Below are 17,132 nucleotides of genomic sequence, written 5' to 3' on the forward strand. Positions count from 1 at the left end.
CTTACGAGCCTATCGGCCCGCGCGGACACCCCGATCGTGCGGTTCGTCACCGACCGGCTCGGCCAGCAGCAGCTTCTCCAGCGCCGCCCGGTCCGGCAGCCCCCGGGGCCGTACGACCTCGCCGGTGCGCACGTACAGGAAGGCGGCCGTCACCGAGGCGGGCGGCACGTGCTGCTGCTCGGCCCAGGCGATGCGGTAGAGCGCGAGCTGGAGCGGGTCCGCGGTGGCGGCGCGGTTCGTCTTCCAGTCGACGATCTCGTACGTCGCGGTGTCTCCGTCGCCCTCCTTGTAGACGGCGTCGATGCGGCCGCGTACGACCCGGCCGGCGAGCGAGAGCTGGAAGGGCGCCTCGACGCGGAAGGGTGTGCGGCGGGCGTACTCGGTGCGCTCGAAGGCGTCCTTCAGGAACTCCAGATCCTGTTCGTCGGCGATCTCCGCGTCGCCGCCGGGCAGCTCCTCCGGCTCCAGCAGGGGCAGCGTCAGGGGTTCGAACCGGGCCTCGACCCAGGCGTGGAAGCGGGTGCCGCGGCGCGTGGCGGGCTGCGGCGGGCGGGGCATGGGCCGGGCCAGTTCCTGGGCGAAGCCGTCCGGGTCGGCGGCCAGACTCAGCAGCTGGGAGGCGGTCAGCGACGCCGGAAGCCGCACTTCGGTGACGCTCTCGCGCGCGCGCAGGAGCTCGCCGGTGAGCGCGTCGAGGTCGCGGTCCCAGGAGGCGACGGTGCGGGTCTCCTCCGGGGTGAGGCGTGCGGGCGCGGGTGCGGCGCCCGAGGGCGGTTCGTGGGGCGTCGCCTGGTGCGGGACCGTGGGGCTCTCCCGCGCGGTGGTGGGGCGGTCCGCGGTCCAGGTGTCCCAGTCGGCGGGGTCCCCGGCCCCGTCGGGTTCCGCTTCCTCCGGGAGTGCCTCGTCGTCCTCCGGGGGTGGCGGCCAGTCCGGGTCGTCGTAGGTGCCGGGGTCGGACGGGAGGCCGCCTTCCCCGGAGGCGAGGCCGTCCAGGTGGGCGAGGACCGTCTCCGCGGCGGCCCGGCGCCGGGCGAGTGCCTCGTCGTCCAGGGGGAGGGGCCAGACCTCGTCGACGGCCGCCCGGTGCAGGGCGGGGTTCTCCTCGTCCTCGGCCGGTTCGTCCGCCCAGGCCTCGATCTCGCCGTGTCCGGCGGCGCAGTGCTCGTACAGCGCCGTGAGGAAGTCCGAGGGGCCGCGGGGCTTCTTCTGGCTGGGCCCCCACCAGTGTCCGGAGCCGAGGAGCAGGGAGCGGGGGCGGGTGAACGTGACGTAGCCGAGGCGGAGCTCCTCGGTGTGCTGGTGGTCCTTCATGGCCTCGTGGAAGGCCTTCAGGCCGCGGGAGTCCCAGGAGGCGACGTCGGGCAGGGTCTCGGCATCGCCGCGCAGGCCGTGCGGCAGCACCTTGCCCTGGGCGGTCCACTTCTCGCGGCCCTGGCCGCTGGGGAAGGTGCCGGTGACGAGGCCGGGCACGGCGACGACGTCCCACTCCAGGCCCTTGGACTTGTGCGCGGTGAGCACCTTGACGGTGTTCTCGCCGCCGGGCAGCGCGTTGTCCAGGCCCTTCTCGTACTGCGCGGCGGTGCGCAGGAAGCCGAGGAAGGCGAGCAGGCTGGCCTCGCCGTCGCTCGCGGCGAAGGACGCGGCGACGTCGAGGAAGTTGGACAGGGTCTCGCGGCGGCGGGCCGCCAGGGCGTGCGGGGACGCCGACAGCTCGACCTCCAGGCCCGTGACGGCGAGGACGCGGTGCAGGACGTCCATGAGCGGGTCGGACAGGGCTCGGCGCAGATCGCGCAGCTCGGTGGCCAGCCGGGCGAACCGCACGCGCGCGTCCGCCGAGAAGGGCAGCCCGTCGTCGTCCCCGGTGCCGTCCAACGGCGTCTCCAGGAAGGTGTCCAGGGCGTCCGCCAGCGATATCACCTCGGACGGGTCGACTCCCTCGACGGCCTCGGCGAGCCTCCGGTCGGGATCGTCGTCGCCCTCCACGCGCGCGTGGCTCACCAGCAGCCGGGCGCGGCGGCCCAGGAGGGCCAGGTCGCGCGGGCCGATGCGCCAGCGCGGACCGGAGAGCAGGCGCACCAGGGAGGCGTTGGCGCCCGGGTCCTGGAGGACCTCGCAGACGGCGACCAGGTCGGCCACCTCGGGGAGGTGCAGCAGCCCGGAGAGGCCGACGACCTCGACGGGGACGTCGCGGGCCACCAGCGCGCCCTGGATCTCGGCGAAGTCGGTCGCCGTGCGGCACAGGACGGCGATCTCACCGGGTGCCTTGCCGGTGCGCACGAGGTGGGCGACGGAGTCGGCGAGCCAGTCGATCTCCTCGGCGTGGGTGCGCAGCAGGGCGCAGCGGACCATGCCGTCGCGTTCGGCGCCCGGGGCGGGTCGCAGTGCCTCCACGCCCGCGTGCATGGCGCGCAGGGGCTCGGCGAGGCCGTTGGCGAGGTCGAGGAGGCGGCCGCCGCTGCGGCGGTTCTCGCTGAGCGCCTGACGGGCCGCGGGCCGTCCGTCCGCGTGGGCGAAGTGTTCGGGGAAGTCGTCGAGGTTGGCGACGGAAGCGCCGCGCCAGCCGTAGATCGCCTGGCAGGGGTCGCCGACGGCGGTCACGGGATGGCCGGTGCCGCCGCCGAACAGGCCCGCCAGGAGGATGCGCTGGGCCACGGAGGTGTCCTGGTACTCGTCGAGCAGCACGACCCGGTACTCGTCGCGCAGCACGCGCCCCACCTCGGGGAGCCCGGCGAGCCGTGCGGACAGGGCGATCTGGTCGCCGAAGTCGAGCAGGTCCCGCTCGCGTTTGGCGGCCCGGTAGCGGATCACCAGGTCGGCCAGTGCGCGGCGGGCGGCGGCGGCCTCGGGGACCTTGCGCAGATCGGCGTTGCTGAGCCGGACGCCCTCCAGGGTGTCCAGAAGACCGGCGTCCCAGGTGCGGAGGTCTTCGGGGCGTACGAGGTGCTCGGCGAGTTCGGCGTCGAGGGCGAGGAGGTCGCTGACCAGGTCGGCGAAGGACCGGGTGAGCGCCGGATAGGGCCCGGGGGCCTCGCGCAGGACCCGCGCGGCGAGCTGGTAGCGGGTGGCGTCGGCGAGCAGGCGGGACGTCGGTTCCAGCCCGAGGCGCAGGCCGTGGTCGGTCAGGAGGCGGCCCGCGAAGGCGTGGTACGTCGAGATCGCGGGCTCGCCCGGCGGGTGGTCCGGGTCGATCACGTCCGGGTCGGTCACGCCCGCTCTGATCAGGGCCTTGCGGACGCGTTCGGCGAGTTCGCCGGCCGCCTTGTTGGTGAAGGTGAGGCCGAGGACCTGTTCGGGGGCGACCTGGCCGGTGCCGACCAGCCACACCACGCGGGCCGCCATCACCGTCGTCTTGCCCGACCCGGCTCCGGCCACGATCACCTGCGGTGCGGGCGGCGCGACGATGCAGGCCGTCTGCTCCGGGGTGAAGGGGATGCCGAGGAGCTCCTTGAGCTGCTCGGGATCGGTGATGTGGGCGGGCACGTCAGAGAGGCTAGCGGCGCCCACTGACAGCGGGTGCCTGATGGCCTTTCCGGGGCGGGGGAAGCGCAGGTCAGCCCGTGTGGTGCGACGTGTCACACCGGCCGCTCGGCCTCGGCGGTCCCGGTCCGGTCCCACGACGCTCCGCTGCCCGTCTCCCGTCGCTCACTCCACGACGTGTCGGCCCTCGGGCCGTGCGCTGCAGGACGCGCGGAAGGCGCAGTGGGTGCAGTGCTGGCCCGTGGTCGGGGTGAACCGTTCGTCGAGGACCTTGCCCGCGGCCGTGGCCAGCAGGTCTCCGACCCACTCGCCCTCCGGCCCCTGCTGCGACTCCTGCGTCTGCACCTTGGGCAGGGTCTCGCCGCCGTCCCGCTGGGGCGCGCCCTGGCGCAGGTGGACGAGTTCGGCGCCGCCCGGTTCGGGGCGTACGCCGTCGAAGGCCTCGTCGACGGCGCCCTCGCGGACGGCGAGCTGGTACACGGCGAGCTGGGGGTGGCGGGCCACCTCCGAGGAGGTGGGCGCCTGTTTGCCGGTCTTGAAGTCGACGACGTAGGCGCGTCCGTCGCCGTCGGCCTCCACGCGGTCCATCTGACCCCGGATGCGCACCTCGTAGTCGCCCGCCTCCAGGGTCACGTCGAAGTCGTGCTCGCTCGCCACCGGGGTGCGCCCGGCACGGTCCATGACGTGCCACTTCAGGAAGCGTTCGAGCGCCACGCGCGCGTTGGCCTTCTCCTGGGCCGACTTCCAGGGCGCGTCGAAGGCGAGCGCGTTCCACACGGAGTCCAGGCGCTCCATGAGGACGGCGAGGTCGGCCGGGGTGCGTCCGGAGGCCACCTCGTCGGCGAGGACGTGCACCACGTTGCCGAAGCCCTGGGCGGTGGTCGCGGGCGCGTCGGCCTTCACCTCACGGCCCAGGAACCACTGCAGGGCGCAGGTGTTGGCCAACTGGTCCAGGGCGCTTCCGGAGAGGGTGACGGGCTGGTCGCGGTCGCGCAGGGGCACCTTGCTCTCGGTCGGGTCCCACATGCCCCACCAGCGGTAGGGATGGGCGGACGGCACCAGAGGGCGGCCGTCCTCGTCGGTCAGCGCGGCGAGGCGGGCCAGACGGCGCGCGGCGGCCTCCCTCAGGGGCGCGGAGACGCGGGGGTCGACGGTGGTGGCCCGCAGTTCGGCGACGAGCGCCGCGACGGCCAGGGGGCGGCGCGGGCGGCCGGTGACGTCGGCGGGTTCGACGCCGAGTTCGGTCAGGAACCGGGAGGGCTGGTCCCCGTCGTCGGCCGGCGCCTTCACCGCGGTCACGACGAGTCGTTCCCGCGCGCGCGTGGCTGCCACGTAGAACAGGCGGCGCTCCTCGGCGAGCAGGGCTCCGGGGGTGAGGGGCTCGGCGAGCCCGTCGCGGCCGATCCGGTCGGCCTCCAGGAGGGAGCCGCGACGGCGCAGGTCCGGCCACAGACCCTCCTGGACGCCGGCGACGACGACCAGCCGCCACTCCAGCCCCTTGGAGCGGTGCGCGGTCATCAGGCGAACGGCGTCGGGGCGTACGGCACGCCGCGCGAGGGTGTCGGCCGCGATGTCCTCGGCGTCGATCTCCTCGAGGAAGTTCAGGGCGCCCCGGCCGCCGGTGCGCTCCTCCGCGCGGGCGGCCGTCGCGAACAGCGCGCACACGGCGTCCAGGTCGCGGTCGGCGTTGCGCCCGGCCGCGCCGCCGCGCCGGGCGGAGCGTTCCAGGCGGGTGGGCCACGGGGTGCCGTCCCACAGGTCCCACAGCGCCTCCTCGGCGCTGCCGCCTCCCGCCAGGCGCTCGCGTGCCTTGCGCAGTAGCGCGCCGAGCCGCTGGGCACCGCGCGCGTACGCGGGGTCGTGCACGGCAAGCCGTTCCGGCTCGGCCAGCGCCCGTGCGAGCAGTTCGTCCGAGGGCGGCGGCAGCGGGTTGCCGGCGGCGCGCTGCTCGTCGCGCAGGGCACGGCCGAGGCGGCGCAGGTCCGCGGCGTCCATGCCGGCGAGGGGCGAGGTGAGCAGGGTGAGGGCGGTCTCGGTGGGCAGCCAGCACGGACCGTCCGCGCGGTGCGCGCGTTCACCGCGCGTGGGCTTCGTGTCGGCGGCGTCGGCTGCGGGCTCGGGCTCGGAGGCGTCCTGCGACGCCGCCTCGGGTACGGCCTGATCGGCCGCGTCGGTCCCGGGCCGCTCCCCCGCCTCCGCCTCCGCCACGGCCCGCAGCGCCGTCAGCAGGGGCGCCACCGCGGGCTCGTGTCGCAGGGGGAGGTCATCGCCGTCGATGTCCAGGGGGACGCCGGCCGCGGTGAGGACACGGCGGAGTGTGGGGATGGCGCGCGAACCGGCGCGTACCAGGACGGCCATGTCGCTCCACGGGACGCCGTCCTCCAGATGGGCCCGGCGCAGGATGTCGGCGATGTTGTCCAGTTCGGTGCCGGAGGTCGGGTACGTGTACACCTCGACCCGCCCGCCGTCCCGCGCCGGGGACAGCTCACGGTGGGCGCGGACCTTGTCGGCGGGCAGGCGGGTCAGCGGCATGCGCCGGGTCAGCAGCCGGGTGGCGTCCAGCAGGGCGGCCCCGGACCGGCGTGAGGTCCGCAGCACCTCGACCGGCGCCGGGCGGCCGTCCGCGCGCGGGAAGGCGGCCGGGAAGTCCAGGATGCCGTTCACGTCCGCGCCCCGGAAGGCGTAGATCGACTGGTCGGGGTCGCCGAAGGCGACGAGGGTGCGCCCGCCGTCCGCCAGGGCGTGCAGCAGCCGTACCTGGGCGGGGTCGGTGTCCTGGTACTCGTCGACGTACACCGCGTCGTACTGGGCGGTCAGCTGCGCGGCGACCTCGGGGCGGCGGGCGAGGAGCACCGCGCGGTGGACCAGTTCGGCGTAGTCGAGCACGCCCTGGAGGTCGAGCACGTCGAGGTACTCGGCGAGGAAGAGGGCGGCGGCACGCCAGTCGGGGCGGCCGATCCGCCGGGCGAAGGCCCCGAGGGCGTCCGGGCCGAGTCCCAGTTCGCGGCTGCGGGCGAGCACCGCGCGGACCTCGTCGGCGAAGCCCCGTGTGGTCAGGCAGGCCCGCAGCTCGTCGGGCCAGCGCACATGGGCGAGCCCGAGCCGTTCCAGGTCCACCTGGCCGGCGAGCAGCTCGCGCACCGTCACGTCCTGCTCCGGGCCGGACAGCAGCCGCAGGGGTTCCACGAACAGGTCGCTGTCCTGGTGGGCGCGGACCAGGGCGTAACCGAAGGAGTGAAAGGTCGTCGCCCGGGGGGCGCGCGCGGCACCGATGCGCAGCGCCATCCGCTCGCGCAGCTCGACGGCCGCCTTGCGGCTGAAGGTGAGCACCAGGATGCGCTCGGGGTCGCCGCCCTTGGCGATCCGGTCCGCCACCGACTCGACCAGCGTGGTGGTCTTACCGGTGCCCGGTCCCGCCAGGACGAGCAGCGGTCCGGCCCGGTGGTCAACCACGGCGCGCTGTGCGGCGTCCAGACGAGGGGGGTCCACGCGTGCCGGCGGGGTACGCACCAGTCGGTAAGCGCCACGGCTCCCCCGTCGCACCTGCGGGTGCGGCGGGTGTCCGGTGGAGGAAGAGGAGCTCACGTGGTTCGCCGGTCCTGGTGGGTGTGCTGGTGGGCCGTCCGCGCCGCGGGTGGGGCGGTGGCCGCGGGATGAGGGGGACGCGTGCGGCCGACGCTACGCCGACGGAAGAGACGGAAGCAGCGCTTCCTCTTCTTCCCTCGGGTCACTCGAGGCACGAGCGCCCCCTGCCCCACGAACGTACGTCATGCCACGGACATGCCCGAAGCGCCCGGTTTACCTCGTACGGATCACATGTCACACATCGGCCCGCCGTATGGCGGAAGCTGTCAGGTGTGACCCTGTGCGTGTCCGCCGTGCTCCTGCGAGCGTCCACCGCCGTCCCACCGCGCCCGCTTCAGGTCGAGGCGCGGCAGGTGCCCCTCGGCGGCTCTGCTCGCCTCCTTCAGGGGCGTGCCCTCCTCCCGGTAGCGGTCGAGGGCCTCCAGTTCGTGCCCCGCGAGCAGGACCCCGTCCGCGCGGACGACACGCCACCAGGGGACGCCTCCCCCGTAGAGGGACATCACCCGGCCTACCTGGCGGGGTCCCCCCTCCTCCAGGTACTCGGCCACGTCCCCGTACGTCATGACGCGGCCGGGCGGGATCACTTCGGTCACGTCGAGGACCCGCTCGGCGTACTCGGGCAGCGCGTCCGCGTTCTCCGGACGGTCGCCGTCCGGAAGGCTCTGCTCGCTCATCCGCCCCATCCTGCCGCACCCCGCCGACAACGCGACGCACTCCCGAAGGCCCGCGTCCCTCGCCCGCGAGCGTCGCTTCGGGCAGACTGTGCGGCCCGCACGGGCACCCTGATGCCTGCCGAGTCCGACGCGGCATGCCACCATCGTGCGGGCGGTGACCAGTGATACGAGAGCAAGAAGAGGCGATGAAGCAGCAGGGTGTGCACCCCGAGGACGCCGAGGGCACCTCTGACGCTTCCCCGCGCGCGGACACCGCGGACGCGGGCGACGGGGAGACCCGCGAGCGGGCGGCCGAAGGCCCGTCGGCGACGGCCGCCGACCCCGACGACGTGGCGCACATCGACGAGGTCGAGGGCGACGAACCGCTGCTCCCCGCGCGCGTGCACCGCCCCTCCGACCTGGTGCGCCTCCTGGTGGGCGTGCTCGCCGTCGCCGTACTCCTGGCCATCGCCGCCTTCGCGCACGGCACCACCTCGGGCCTCGAACAGGACATCAACAAAGGCACCGGCCAGGCGCCCGACCTGCTCATCAAGATCGCGGGGCTGGCCTCCAGCATCGCGATCCTCCTGGTGCCCGTCGCGTTCGCGATCGAACGGCTGATCAAACGGGACGGGCTGCGGATCGCCGACGGCGTACTTGCGGCGGTCCTGGCCCACGGGGTGACCCTCGCCACCGACCTGTGGGTCGCCAAGGCCGCTCCCGGCTCCATCCAGGAGGCGCTCACCCAGCCGTCCCCGGGTGACATCCACGCGCTGACCGACCCCGTGCACGGCTACCTCGCCCCGGTCATCGCGTACATGACGGCAGTGGGCATGTCCCGCAGACCCCGCTGGCGCGCGGTGCTGTGGATCGTGCTGCTCCTCGACGCCTTCTCGATGCTGGTCACCGGTTACACGACGCCGTTCTCGATCATCCTGACCGTCCTCATCGGCTGGACCGTCGCCTACGGCACCCTGTACGCCGTCGGCTCCCCCAACGTCCGGCCCACCGGTCGGACGCTGATGGCGGGCCTGCGTCACGTCGGGTTCCGGCCGGTGACCGCCGCCCGGCAGGAAGCGCCGTCCGACAGCGTCGAGACCGGTGACCGCGGGCGCCGCTATTTCGTCACGCTGGAGGACGGCCGACCGCTCGACGTGACGGTGGTGGACCGCGAGCAGCAGGCGCAGGGCTTCTTCTACCGCGCGTGGCGCAACCTGACACTGCGCGGCTTCGCCACCCGCAGCAGCCTCCCCTCGCTGCGCCAGGCGCTGGAGCAGGAGGCGCTGCTCGCCTACGCGGCGATCGCAGCCGGCGCCAACGCCCCCAAGCTGATCGCGACGTCCGAGCTGGGACCGGACGCCGTGATGCTCGTCTACGAGCACACCGGCGGGCGCTCCCTGGACTCGCTGGCGGACGACGAGATCACCGACGACCTGCTGCGCGAGACCTGGGAGCAGGTGCGTGCGCTGCAGTCCCGGCGCATCGCGCACCGCAGGCTGGTGGGCGACGCGATCCTGGTGGATCGTTCCGGCACGGTGATCCTCACCGACCTGCGCATCGGCGAGATCGCCGCCGGCGACCTGCTGCTGCGCATGGACATCTCCCAGCTCCTGGTGACGCTCGGCCTGCGGGTCGGCGCCGAACGCGCGGTCGCGTCGGCGGTCGGCGTCCTCGGCCCCGACGCGGTGGCGGACTGCCTGCCCATGCTCCAGCCCATCGCGCTGAGCCGCTCCACGCGCGCGACCCTGCGCAGACTGGCGCGGGAACGGGCGCAGCGCGAGCGCGAGGCGGTACTGGAGTCGTCCCGGCAGGCCAAGCTGGCCCGCGCGGAGGCGGCCGGTCACGACACCACGAGCCACGCGTCGGAGCAGACCGACAAGCCCCCTCAGATCGACAAACCGGACAAGAAGGCCGTACGTGCCGAGCAGCGGGCCGAGAAGCGGGCCGTGGACGAGGCCATCGAGGAGGCGCGTGAGGAGGACCTGCTCACCCAGATCCGCCACGCGGTGCTGCGTATCAGGCCGCAGGCCCCCGTCGAGCCGGCCCGGCTGGAGCGGGTGCGGCCGCGCACGCTGATCAGCTTCATCGCCGGCGCGATCGGCGCCTACTTCCTGCTGACCCAGCTCACCCACATCGAGTTCGGCCCCCTGATCTCGAACGCCCAGTGGGGCTGGGTGGCGGCGGCCGTGCTGTTCTCGGCGGCGAGCTACGTCGCCGCGGCGATGTCCCTGCTGGGCTTCGTGCCCGAGAAGGTGCCGTTCCTGCGGACCGTGGCCGCACAGGTCGCCGGATCGTTCGTGAAGATCGTCGCCCCCGCCGCGGTCGGCGGCGTCGCCCTGAACACCCGCTTTCTGCAACGCGCGGGCGTGCGCCCGGGGCTCGCGGTGGCGAGTGTCGGCGCGTCCCAGCTGTTCGGGCTCGGCTGCCACATCCTGATGCTGCTGTCCTTCGGCTATCTGACCGGCACCGAGAAGACGCCGTCGCTGTCTCCGTCCCGGACGGTCATCGCCGGCCTGCTGACCGTGGCGGTCCTGGTGCTCGTGGTGACGTCGGTGCCGTTCCTGCGCAAATTCGTCGTCACGCGCGTGCGGTCGCTCTTCGCCGGGGTCGTGCCGCGCATGCTGGACGTGCTGCAGCGGCCGCAGAAGCTGGTCACCGGCATCGGCGGCATGCTGCTGCTCACGGCCTGTTTCGTGATGTGCCTGGACGCCTCGATCCGCGCCTTCGGCGACGACTCGACGTCGATCAGTCTGGCGAGCGTCGCGGTCGTCTTCCTCGCGGGCAACGCCCTGGGGTCCGCCGCGCCGACGCCGGGCGGTGTGGGCGCGGTGGAGGCGACGCTGACGGTCGGTCTGATCGCCGTCGGCCTTCCCAAGGAGGTCGCCGCGCCCGCGGTGCTGCTGTACCGGCTGCTCACCCTGTGGCTGCCGGTGCTGCCGGGCTGGCTGGTCTTCAACCACCTCACGCGCAAAGAGGCGCTGTAACCGGACGCGGGAAGGGCGCTCCGTACCCCGTACGGCCCTGGCCCCGAGCATGCGCTCCCGCGCGACCGCACGATGGACGCATGCCGAATCCCTCCCGGCTGCGCGCCGCCGCCCTGACCGCCACCGCACTCGTGCTGTCCGTCCTGCTGGCGGGCTGCGGCGGCGGGTCGCAGGAGGACGACGAGGACCTGACGGGCCAGAAACTGGACTGGAAGGACTGCCCGTCACCGTCCGAGGCCGAGGGTGGTGGCGCCGCCCCCTCGCCGCTGCCGGACGGCGACGCGTGGCAGTGCGCCACCATGAAGGCCCCACTCGACTGGGACGACCCCGGGGGCGACACGATCGGACTCGCGCTGATTCGCGCCGAGGCCAGCGGCGCGGCGGACCGGCGGATCGGCTCGCTCGTCTTCAACTTCGGCGGGCCGGGCGGGTCGGGCGTCACCACACTGCCCGCGTTCGGCCAGGACTACGCGAAGCTGCGCACCCGCTACGACCTGGTCAGCTTCGATCCGCGCGGCGTCGGCCGCAGCGACCCCCTGGAATGCCTCGACGACAAGCAGCTCGACACCTATTTCCAGCAGGACGCCACCCCCGACGACCGCGCCGAGCGCACCGGGTTCGTGGACAACACGCGGGAGTTCAACGCGGCCTGCGAGAAGCACTCGAAGAAGATCCTGCCCCAGGTGCGCACGACCGACGCCGCCCGCGACATGGACCTGATGCGCCAGGTACTCGGCGACGAGAAGCTGTACTACTTCGGCATCTCCTACGGCACCGAACTCGGCGGCGTCTACGCCCATCTCTTCCCCCGGCACGTGGGCCGTGCCGTCTTCGACGCGGTCGTCGACCCGACGCAGACGGCGGAACAGAGCTCACTGGGCCAGGCGAAGGGGTTCCAGCTGGCGCTCGACAACTTCGCCGAGGACTGTGTGTCGAAGGCCGAGGACTGCCCCATCGGGGACACGGCCGAGGACGTCAAGGCGCGCATCGCCCGGCTGCTGAAGGACCTCGACCGCAAACCGATCCCCGGCGTCTTCCCCCGCGAACTCACCGAGACCGCCGCGACCGGCGGCATCGCCCAGGCGCTGTACTCGAAGGACTTCTGGGAGTACCTCACCGAGGGCCTGGAGCAGGCGTACGAGGGGGACGGGCGGGTCCTCATGGTGCTTTCGGACGCGTTGAACGGGCGCAACGAGGACGGCGAGTACAGCAACATCACCGCGGCGAACGTCGCCATCAACTGCGCCGACGACAAACCCCGGTACGACTCCGCGTACGTGCAGGGCAAGCTGCCCGAGTTCCGGGACGCCTCCCCGTTGTTCGGCGACTATCTTGCCTGGTCCATGCTCAGCTGCACCGACTGGCCGGTCGCCGGTGCCGCCGACCACCCGGACGTCAGCGCCCCGGGCGCACCGCCGGTCCTGGTGATCGGCAACACCGGCGACCCGGCGACGCCCTACGAGGGCGCCGGGAGGATGGTGGACGCGCTCGGCAAGGGCGTCGGCGTGGAACTGACCTACAAGGGCCAGGGGCACGGTGCCTACGACAGCAAGAACACGTGCGTGCAGGACGCGGTGCACGGCTATCTGCTCGACGGCAGGGTACCGGCGGCCGACACCGTCTGCTCCTGACCGAGGACGACGCCACAGGTTGACGAAGGAGCAGGTCAGAGCGTTATCCACAGGCGTCGGCGGGCGCTGCCCGCTCCACCTACCATGGCAGGAACGCCATCCGCCGCACGGCGCGGACGGCTTGCCAGGGGGGAGAGGACATGGCGCGTCTCGTCCGGTGGACGGCCCTGACGGCCGCCGCCGCACTGCTGACAGCGGGCTGCAGCGGCGGCTCGTCCGACGAGGACAAGGACGACGGGGGCAGGAGCAGCGCGGCACCTTCGGCGGCGGCCCCCTCCGGAGTGCCGAAGGCGCTGGCGTCCCAGACGCTGGACTGGGCCCGTTGCAAGGGCACCGACGAGGCCCCGGCTCCGGACGGTGACTGGCAGTGCGCCACGCTCGAGGCGCCGCTGGACTGGTCCGACCCGGACGGCGAGACGATCGATCTCGCGCTGATCCGGTCCAGGGCGAGCGGGGACGACCGCATCGGCTCCCTGCTGTTCAACTTCGGCGGCCCCGGAGCTTCCGGCGTCTCGATGATGCCGTCCTACGCCGACAGCGTCTCCTCCCTCCACCAGCGGTACGACCTGGTGAGCTGGGACCCGCGCGGGGTGGCCGCCAGCGAGGGCGTCCGCTGCCGCACCGACGGGGCGATCGAGGCCGCCGAGTCGGTGGACTCCACGCCGGACACCCCGGCAGAGGAGCAGGCCTACCTGAAGGACGCCGCGGACTTCGGCAAGGGCTGCGAGAAGGCCGCGGGCAAGCTCATGGAGCACGTCTCGACCACGGACACCGCTCGCGACATGGACCTGATGCGGCATGTGCTGGGCGACGAGAAGCTGCACTACTTCGGCATCTCCTACGGCACCGAACTCGGCGGTGTCTACGCCCACCTCTTCCCCCAGCACGTGGGACGCGTGACCCTCGACGCCGTGGTCGACCCGGACGCCGACACGATGGGCCACGCCGAGAACCAGGCCAGGGGGTTCCAGCGAGCGCTCGACGACTACCTGGAGTCGACCGGGCAGGAACCCGGACAGGGATCGCGGAAGATCACCGACCTGCTGAAGCGCCTGGACGCGGACCCGCTGCCGACCTCCTCGCCGGGGCGGAAGCTGACGCAGACGCTCGCGCTCACCGGGATCGTGCTGCCGCTGTACAGCGAGAGCGGCTGGCCGGCCCTGACCAGCGCGCTGGAGGCGGCCGAGAAGGGGGACGGCTCCGAGCTGCTGGCACTCGCCGACGGCTACAACGAGCGTGACCCCTCGGGGCGCTACGGCACGACGACCCACTCGCAACGGGTCATATCGTGCCTGGACGACAAGCAGCGGCCGACCGTGGAGGAGACGAAGAAGCTGCTGCCGAGGTTCGAGAAGGTGTCGCCCGTCTTCGGCGCCTTCCTCGGCTGGGACACCGCCGGATGGTGCCACGACTGGCCGGTGGCCGGTCAGCACCAGACGCCGGAGGTGAGCGCGCCCGGCGCCGCCCCGATCCTGGTCGTCGGCAACACGGGCGACCCGGCCACGCCCTACGAGGGCGCCCGCAGGATGGCGGACGAGCTGGGCAAGGACGTCGGCGTGGTGCTGACCTGGAAGGGCGAGGGACACGGCGCGTACGGCAGCGGGAGCGACTGCGTCGACTCCACGGTGGACGCCTACCTGTTGAAGGGGACGGTACCGAAGGACGGCAAGGTCTGCTCATGACGACGGCGGGGGCTTCGGGCACCCACGGTGCGCGAAACCCCCGCCGTCCGGGAAGCGGGTCCGGGAGCCGGTCAGTAGACGGGCAAGTCAGGGCGGACGCGCCATGAACTGCACGTTCGGACTCGTCTCACTCCTCCTGGGCCGTCGTGGGGCCGTCTTCTGTTTCGGGGCCGTCCGCGAAGGCCCGGTTCACTGCCTCCCGGGTCCGCTTCTCACTGCTGGGCATCAGATGGGTGTACGTGCGCAGCGTGAAGCCTGGGTCATGGTGGCCCAGGTACTCGGACAGAGCCTTGACGCTTTCGCCCGCGTCCAGCAGAACAGACGCGTAGAAGTGCCGCAGCGCATGCATCCCGTTCGCCCGTCCAAAGGGAACGTCCGCCGCGGCAAGGGCCGGTCGCCAGGTGCAACGGTTGAAGTCGTTGCGGTTGACCGGACGACCCTGATCCCGGTGAAAGAGCAGCGACGCCGTAACCGACTCTCCGTCGACCGTCCGCCAGGGCAAGGTGATAGCCGCGGGTGGATGCTGGCTGATGTGCTCCTCAATGGACCGCGCGACGCTCTCGGGGAGCGGGACCGTGCGCGTCTTCCCTCCCTTGGGCGGCGCGAACACCGGGCGGTTACGGATGAGCTTGACCTGCCGTTCTACGTGCACGAGTCCCTCAATGAGGTCGAGGTCATCGACGGCGAGGCCCAGCACCTCACCTTGACGCAGGCCGCAACCACCGCCCAGGTCCACCATGGCGCGGTGGCGCTCAGGCAGGGCCGAGCGAACCGCGAGGACACGGTCACGCGACCACGGGGCTACCCGGCGGCGGTCAAGCTTTGGGGCCCGCACCGACGATGAGCGGCACGGGTTCTCAGTGATCAGTCGGTCATCGACTGCCGCTGTAAGCATGGTGGAGAGGTTCGCGAAGATCACCCGCTGATAGGCGGGCGCCACTCCCGCATCCTGTAGCTTCCGCAACCACTCGCGGATGTGCGTCGGCCGCAGAGAGCCCAGGGTTCGGCTCCCCATGTACGGCAGAACATGCAGGCGGATGCGCTGCTCCGTGCTCACGAATGTGCCCGGGTCCATGGTCAGAGACGCCAACCATCGCTCTGCGTGCTGCCGTACGGTGAGGCGACCTCCTTGCGGGTCGATGTACTGGCCCCGCGCCATGTCCGCCTCGATCTGCGAAAGCCACTGTTCCGCGAGCCGCTTCTGTCGGTCCGGGAAACTCTTGGACTTCTCGGTGCCGTCCGGACCGACGTAGCGAGCGCGGTACCGCAGACCAGTGCCGTGGCGGTCAGTCTTGACCTTGCGAGGCTTGCCGTCCGAGCCGGTTTCCACTCGGTACCAGCGGTCTTGGATGTGGCCAGCCATCAGGCAGCCTCCCCAATCTGGGAGTCCACCCAGGCCCGCACGTCAGTCGGGTCGAAGCGGAGATGTCGGCCGACGCGGAATCCACGGGGGCCGGTGCGCTTGCGACGCCACTGATAGACCGTCTCGATGCTGGGCAGCTCGAACATCTCGACCAGGTCCTCAGGGGTCAGGAACCGGCTCGGCAACTCTGAGGTCATGGTCAGCACTCCCCTTCGAAAGCACGTTGGTCGCGTAGGGCTTCGCGAGCTGTCTCGCGGTTGAGCTGGAGATCGCGGGCGATGGTGGCGGCGAGTACGGATTCACCGGGGCTGTGGCCGTGTCCGGCGTACTGCCAGTCGGTGAGGACGAGCACGGTGTCCGGCTCGCGGTCGTCGATGCCGAGGGCGGCGGCCTCTTGGGCGGCGCGATAGTCGGCGCGGGCTTGGCGGAGAGTGCCGAGGGTGGTCGAGTAGCGGCGAGACTTCGAGGAGAAGTGGCCGCGGAAGCCGAGCATGTGAGCCCAGGCCCACAGGCGCCGGTCGGGGTAGAGCGGATCGAGCATCTTGCACGCAGCGATGAGGCAGCGGGCGTGGTCGGGGACGCCGTGGCGGTCGAGTTCGGACAGCTCCCCCACCCGGCGGTCAAGCGTGCCTGTGTTCTCAGCCGCTTTCGTCGCGTACTTGGCCACGTAGGAGGCAACAGCCTGTTCGGTGATGTCGGAGCCGTCCCCGAACGCCTTCACGGGTCGCACGTCGAGCTGCGTCCCCCAGCGGAAGGTGCGGGCCGGTTGGTCCGCGGAGGCCGGGACCGAGACGGACGTGTAGGAGTGCGCGGCGGCGGCGCGGATCGCGTCGGCGAGGAGATCGACCGTGGCCCAGGACGGCGGCGGGGCGTCCGGGCCGTCGGGTCCGTCGATGCGGATCACGGCGTGGAAGTGCACGGCGCCGCGTTTCTGGAACTCGGCGACCTTGCCGTATGACAGCCGGGCGCACTCTTTCAGCTCGCGTTGGGTGATGCCGGCACGGGCGGCGATCTCACGGCGGAGCCGGTTGGTGAAGCGCTGCCAGAGCTGCCCGGCGTAGTTGTTGAACAGCACCGCCGCCGCGTAGTCGTACGTCACCGGGTCGAGGGCGGTACCCAGCTCCGGGGAGTCCTGGGTGTGGCGGACACCGCAGCGGCAGGTGCCACGGTCGGGCCGGTTGTGGACCGGGCCGAACGAGGGGGCGGTGAGGGTGGCGAAGACCCGCGGGTGATCCCGGACGGTGGCGGGGATGTTGCGGCGGTCGTCACCGGCCAGGCCCGCGCGGATGAGGTGGTAGGTGTCGCCCGCGTAGGTCCAGGCGCAGGCCGGGCAGCGGGAGGCCCGGCGGTTGCCGCAAGCGACGCGCAGCCGTCCGCCCGGTTCGTCGGCGGTGGTGTAGTGGTGCAGGGTGGCGCCGGTGGTCTTGTCCTTGTGGAGGGTCCAGCCGGTCAGGTGGATAGGGTCGGAGCAGCCGCCGGTGCGTTTGATCTGTTCTTGCCAGCGGTCGAAGCCGGGGGACCCGGCCACCCGCAGCAGATCGCCGAGGGTGACCGGGTCCAGGCCCGCCGAGGTGACGGTGTTGGTCACGCGTCGTCCTCCTTGGCGGTGTGGCGGTCGATCCAGTCCTCTGCGCAGACCTTGTGCACGGGCTTGCCGCGGTCGGAGCGCAGCGGGGTGGGCTTGGTGCAGATCACGCACGGTTGGTCGCCGGTGTGGTCGTAGTGCTCCGAGGAGCGCCAATTCAGCAGGGTCATGA

Annotated in this window: 10 protein-coding genes; 3 read left to right on the forward strand and 7 right to left on the reverse strand. The window is 72.4% G+C overall.

Annotated features, from left to right (window positions below; all coding sequences use genetic code 11):
• Positions 1-9: 9 nt before the first annotated feature.
• The 3 genes from ACZ56V_RS01205 to ACZ56V_RS01215 form a co-directional block, all read right to left on the reverse strand.
• Positions 10-3,480 (reverse strand): UvrD-helicase domain-containing protein, encoded by a 3,471-nt coding sequence (locus ACZ56V_RS01205; protein ID WP_468938271.1) that lies wholly within the window; start codon positions 3,478-3,480, stop codon positions 10-12.
• 162 nt (positions 3,481-3,642) lie between these two features.
• Positions 3,643-7,062 (reverse strand): ATP-dependent helicase, encoded by a 3,420-nt coding sequence (locus ACZ56V_RS01210; protein WP_468938274.1) that lies wholly within the window; start codon positions 7,060-7,062, stop codon positions 3,643-3,645.
• Between the two features lie 266 nt (positions 7,063-7,328).
• Positions 7,329-7,736 carry an MGMT family protein gene (locus ACZ56V_RS01215; RefSeq protein WP_356360248.1) on the reverse strand — a complete coding sequence of 136 codons (408 nt, stop codon included), beginning with the start codon at positions 7,734-7,736 and terminating at the stop codon, positions 7,329-7,331.
• A gap of 185 nt (positions 7,737-7,921) precedes the next feature.
• On the opposite strand from ACZ56V_RS01215, the gene ACZ56V_RS01220 reads away from it, so the two are divergent.
• The 3 genes from ACZ56V_RS01220 to ACZ56V_RS01230 all read left to right on the forward strand — a co-directional run bounded on the left by ACZ56V_RS01220 (position 7,922) and on the right by ACZ56V_RS01230 (position 14,012).
• Positions 7,922-10,699, forward strand: coding sequence for a lysylphosphatidylglycerol synthase domain-containing protein (locus ACZ56V_RS01220; RefSeq protein ID WP_467381748.1), 2,778 nt, complete (start codon positions 7,922-7,924; stop codon positions 10,697-10,699).
• Positions 10,700-10,779: 80 nt separating this feature from the next.
• Entirely contained in the window at positions 10,780-12,330 is a 1,551-nt protein-coding gene (locus ACZ56V_RS01225; protein ID WP_468938279.1) for an alpha/beta fold hydrolase, read from the forward strand.
• 140 nt (positions 12,331-12,470) lie between these two features.
• On the forward strand, positions 12,471-14,012 hold the full coding sequence (locus ACZ56V_RS01230) for an alpha/beta hydrolase (protein WP_468938282.1): 1,542 nt from the start codon (positions 12,471-12,473) through the stop codon (positions 14,010-14,012).
• A 127-nt stretch (positions 14,013-14,139) separates the two neighbouring features.
• Here the strand turns inward: ACZ56V_RS01230 and ACZ56V_RS01235 are convergent, their stop codons facing one another.
• Genes ACZ56V_RS01235 through ACZ56V_RS01250 form a run of 4 tightly spaced genes read right to left on the reverse strand, consistent with a single transcriptional unit; the run spans position 14,140 to position 17,130 of the window.
• Positions 14,140-15,375 (reverse strand): tyrosine-type recombinase/integrase, encoded by a 1,236-nt coding sequence (locus tag ACZ56V_RS01235; protein ID WP_468938285.1) that lies wholly within the window; start codon positions 15,373-15,375, stop codon positions 14,140-14,142.
• Positions 15,375-15,572: a helix-turn-helix transcriptional regulator gene (locus ACZ56V_RS01240; RefSeq protein WP_468938287.1), complete on the reverse strand. Its 198-nt coding sequence runs from the start codon at positions 15,570-15,572 to the stop codon at positions 15,375-15,377. The genes ACZ56V_RS01235 and ACZ56V_RS01240 overlap by 1 nt, the downstream gene beginning before the upstream one ends.
• A 2-nt stretch (positions 15,573-15,574) precedes the next feature.
• On the reverse strand, positions 15,575-16,963 hold the full coding sequence (gene repSA, locus ACZ56V_RS01245) for a replication initiator protein RepSA (protein WP_468938290.1): 1,389 nt from the start codon (positions 16,961-16,963) through the stop codon (positions 15,575-15,577).
• The gene (locus tag ACZ56V_RS01250; protein ID WP_362760498.1) at positions 16,960-17,130 is read right to left on the reverse strand and encodes a hypothetical protein; all 171 of its coding nucleotides are present in this window, start codon (positions 17,128-17,130) and stop codon (positions 16,960-16,962) included. Before ACZ56V_RS01250 ends, repSA begins: the two co-directional genes overlap by 4 nt.
• Between the last annotated feature and the right edge of the window lie 2 nt (positions 17,131-17,132).

This window comes from Streptomyces sp. NPDC034099, assembly GCF_055575415.1.

Bases quoted from the DNA above. Each gene is read 5' to 3' on its own strand.
- ACZ56V_RS01215 (WP_356360248.1), bottom strand. From the start codon at position 7,736: ATGAGCGAGCAGAGCCTTCCGGACGGCGACCGTCCGGAGAACGCGGAC.
- ACZ56V_RS01230 (WP_468938282.1), top strand. From the start codon at position 12,471: ATGGCGCGTCTCGTCCGGTGGACGGCCCTGACGGCCGCCGCCGCACTG.
- ACZ56V_RS01240 (WP_468938287.1), bottom strand. From the start codon at position 15,572: ATGACCTCAGAGTTGCCGAGCCGGTTCCTGACCCCTGAGGACCTGGTC.
- ACZ56V_RS01250 (WP_362760498.1), bottom strand. From the start codon at position 17,130: ATGACCCTGCTGAATTGGCGCTCCTCGGAGCACTACGACCACACCGGC.
- ACZ56V_RS01220 (WP_467381748.1), top strand. From the start codon at position 7,922: ATGAAGCAGCAGGGTGTGCACCCCGAGGACGCCGAGGGCACCTCTGAC.
- ACZ56V_RS01225 (WP_468938279.1), top strand. From the start codon at position 10,780: ATGCCGAATCCCTCCCGGCTGCGCGCCGCCGCCCTGACCGCCACCGCA.
- ACZ56V_RS01235 (WP_468938285.1), bottom strand. From the start codon at position 15,375: ATGGCTGGCCACATCCAAGACCGCTGGTACCGAGTGGAAACCGGCTCG.